Source organism: Streptomyces sp. YS-3, assembly GCF_045257485.1.
Classification (GTDB): Bacteria; Actinomycetota; Actinomycetes; order Streptomycetales; family Streptomycetaceae; genus Streptomyces.
On record NZ_JBJHPC010000759.1, the window covers coordinates 1 to 2,873 of the forward strand.

General features: G+C 72.5%; 5 protein-coding genes. 2 read left to right on the forward strand and 3 right to left on the reverse strand.

The genetic code is table 11. The features are described from left to right. On the reverse strand, nt 1-370 hold a 370-nt coding region (locus tag ACJA3G_RS34360; protein WP_406556950.1), incomplete at its 3' end, for a methyltransferase domain-containing protein. 134 nt (nt 371-504) lie between these two features. On the opposite strand from ACJA3G_RS34360, the gene ACJA3G_RS34365 reads away from it, so the two are divergent. Continuing rightward, complete coding sequence (locus tag ACJA3G_RS34365; RefSeq protein WP_406556951.1) at nt 505-924, forward strand: hypothetical protein; 420 nt, start codon at nt 505-507, stop codon at nt 922-924. Nucleotides 925-955: 31 nt separating this feature from the next. Here the strand turns inward: ACJA3G_RS34365 and ACJA3G_RS34370 are convergent, their stop codons facing one another. Next, nucleotides 956-1,279 carry a putative quinol monooxygenase gene (locus tag ACJA3G_RS34370; RefSeq protein WP_406556952.1) on the reverse strand — a complete coding sequence of 108 codons (324 nt, stop codon included), beginning with the start codon at nt 1,277-1,279 and terminating at the stop codon, nt 956-958. Between the two features lie 129 nt (nt 1,280-1,408). On the opposite strand from ACJA3G_RS34370, the gene ACJA3G_RS34375 reads away from it, so the two are divergent. Next, entirely contained in the window at nt 1,409-2,206 is a 798-nt protein-coding gene (locus tag ACJA3G_RS34375) for a putative protein N(5)-glutamine methyltransferase (protein WP_406556954.1), read from the forward strand. Nucleotides 2,207-2,223: 17 nt separating this feature from the next. Here the strand turns inward: ACJA3G_RS34375 and ACJA3G_RS34380 are convergent. After that, nucleotides 2,224-2,873, reverse strand: a 650-nt coding sequence (locus ACJA3G_RS34380; RefSeq protein ID WP_406556953.1) for a DUF6445 family protein, incomplete at its 5' end; no start/stop codon positions are given.

The window sequence follows — 2,873 nt, forward strand, 5'->3', positions numbered from 1 at the left end:
GGCGGGGGCCGCGACCGGGAAGGCGAACCGGCCTCCGGGCGCGGGCGTCGGCGCGGATCCAGTCGGCGTCCCGGGCGTCCCGCGCCCGGCCCGCCGCGAGCATCCCGGCGCTGAAGTCGACCCCGGTGACCCGCTCTCGGCACACCGCGCGCAGCACGTCCAGTCCCGCGCCGGTGCCGCAGCACAGGTCGAGTCCGCGGCCGAAGGGGCCGAGTCCGGCGAGGACGCGGGTGGCGGCGTGGAGGACCGGGTCCGGTGTGCGGTAGGGCGTGAGGTCGAACTTCGGGGCGAGCAGGTCGTATCCGCGCTCGACCGACGACAGTGCCTGGACGGCGAGTTCACGGACGGTGGGGCCCTGGGGAGCGAACATCGCCCTCAGCATAGGGGCGGATGCGCTCACCGCCGGGACGGGACGCCCGGTCGCCGTTTCCCAACATCCATGGATAACCTCGGAAAAGGTACGAACCGACCGAGTGGGGAGTAGGTCAAGACGGGAGATCCATCGTGAAATCCACTCTGAGCAACCGCTGCGCCCGGATGGCGGCGGCGGGCGCCCTGTCCTTCGCCCTGCTGGCCGGCGGGGCCGCGGCCACCGCGACCGCCGCCACACCCAAGCCGACGCCCAGCGGCAGCAAGTACGCGTCCCCGGCGAAGGGGTCCCTGACCATCAAGGCGAGCGCCACCAACGCGAAGGCGGGCGACAAGGTCACCTTCACCGGCCGCTCCAAGGGGCTGCCGGTGGGCAGCAAGGTCGTGCTCCAGCACAAGAACAAGGGCAAGTGGACGACGTTGCAGGCCAATACCACCATCAAGCAGGGCTCCAGCTACTCGCTGGACGCCAAGCTGAACACCAAGGGCAAGGAGGAGCTGCGGGTCAAGGACGGCGAGACCGTGTCGCCGACCGTGACCGTCACCGTCAAGTGACGGCCGGGTCACGGCCGCAGCGGTCGGTCGGCTAGCCGACCTTCAGCTCGCCCATGGCGCTCCACCCCGCCGCACCCTCGATCGTCGTGCTCACGATGTCGGGGGTGCGGCGCAGGAGCGGGCGCATCGTCTCCATGGCGGCCCGGAAGTGGTCGGAGCCGACGTGCGCCTCGCCCGTGCCGTCCTGGAACGCCTCGACCAGCACATAGGTGTCCGGGTCCTCGATGCTGCGGGACCACTCGAACCAGAGGTTGCCCGGCTCGGCCCGGGTGGCGGCGGTGAAGTCCGCCACGTGCCGGGGCCATTCCTCGACGTACTCGGACTTCACGGGGAACTTGGCGACAATAAAGATCATTGAGTCATTCTATGCACGGTATGCACGAATAAATCACTGCGGCCCGTCGACACGCCCGGGGTAGGGTGACCGCGCCCCGCAGGCTTCCGGACCCGGACGGGTTCCGGCCCGAGACCCCAGGTGAGACCCATTACCGTGCTGTCCCGTTCCGCCGTCGTGACCCGGCTCCGCGCCGCCGGCTGTGTCTTCGCCGAGGACGAGGCGGAGTTGCTGCTCTCCATCGCCCGCACCCCCGCCGAGCTCGACGCCATGGTGACGCGCCGCGCCGAGGGCCTGCCACTGGAACACGTAGTGGGCTGGGCCGAGTTCGCCGGTGTACGGGTCGCGGTGGACCCGGGCGTCTTCGTGCCCCGGCGCCGCACGGAGTTCCTGGTGGAGCAGGCCGCCGCCCTCGCACCTGCGGGCGCGGTCGTGGTGGATCTGTGCTGCGGCTCGGGGGCGTTGGGCGTGGCGCTCGTCGCGGGGCTCACCGGCGCCGAGCTGCACGCCGCCGACATCGACCCGGCGGCCGTGGAGTGCGCCCGGCGCAATGTCACCGCCGCCGGGGGCCGGGTCCACCGCGGCGATCTGTTCGCCGCGCTGCCGGCCGGGCTGCGCGGCCGGGTGGACGTCCTGCTCGCCAATGTGCCGTACGTACCGAGCGAGGAGATCGAGCTGCTCCCCTCCGAGGCGCGCGTCCACGAGGCCCGGGTGGCGCTCGACGGCGGCGCCGACGGTCTCGACGTGCTGCGCCGGGTGACCGCCGAGGCGGCGCTCTGGCTGAGGCCCGGCGGGCGGCTGCTCTTCGAGACCGGCGAGCGCCAGGTGCCCTCGGCCGTCGCGGCGGTCACCGGGGGCGGTCTCACCGCGCGGGTGGCGACCTGCGAGGAGCGCTGCGCCACGGTCGTCGTCGCCACCCGTCCCGCCCCGGCGCCGCGCACGCCGTAGCGCGCGCGCCTCGCGGCTCAGGCCATCCAGAAGAAGACGGCCGTCATCCGGCTGTCCTCCAGGGTGCTGCCCCAGTAGCCGGTGGCCGTGTGGATCATGTTGGCGTTGTAGAGGAGCAGCCGGTTGTAGCGGTGGGCGACGCGCACGTCCTCGGTGAAGGAGTCGCCCGGCACGAAGCGGGTGCCGAGCGCCTCGACCAGGTTGGTGTGCGGGGCCGCCACCAGATTGCCGCCGAGGACTCCGCCGGGCAGGCTCTGCCGGTAGAAGCTGGTGCCGCAGTCCTTGGGGACGCCCGGGTTGAGGTACAGCACGGCCGCGTACCGGCACAGCGCGCGCGAGTCGGTGTGCGGTCGCGGCTCGCCCTCGTCCCGGCCGACGACCTGGACGCAGTTGTGGTTGAGTGTGGCGCCGCCGGGCGCCTTCTGCAGCCACAGCTCCCTGGCCCCGGTCGCCTTCTTGACCAGCCGTTCCACCCGGGCGAGTTCGGCGGGCTCCAGGCCCGGCATGGTGCGCAGCCCGGGCCAGGTCTCGGGCTTGCGGGGGTATCCCTCGACCCAGTCGTCCTTGGCGAGGCAGCGCGCGCGGACCTCGTCCGCGTTGGGCAGGACGTCGTCGAGGACCCAGTAGTCGCGGCCGGGGGTGGGTTTGCGGTACGGCAGTACCGGGA

What these genes read in the sequence shown, in the direction of transcription:
- ACJA3G_RS34370 (WP_406556952.1), bottom strand. Translation starts at nt 1,279, where the DNA reads ATGATCTTTATTGTCGCCAAGTTCCCCGTGAAGTCCGAGTACGTCGAG.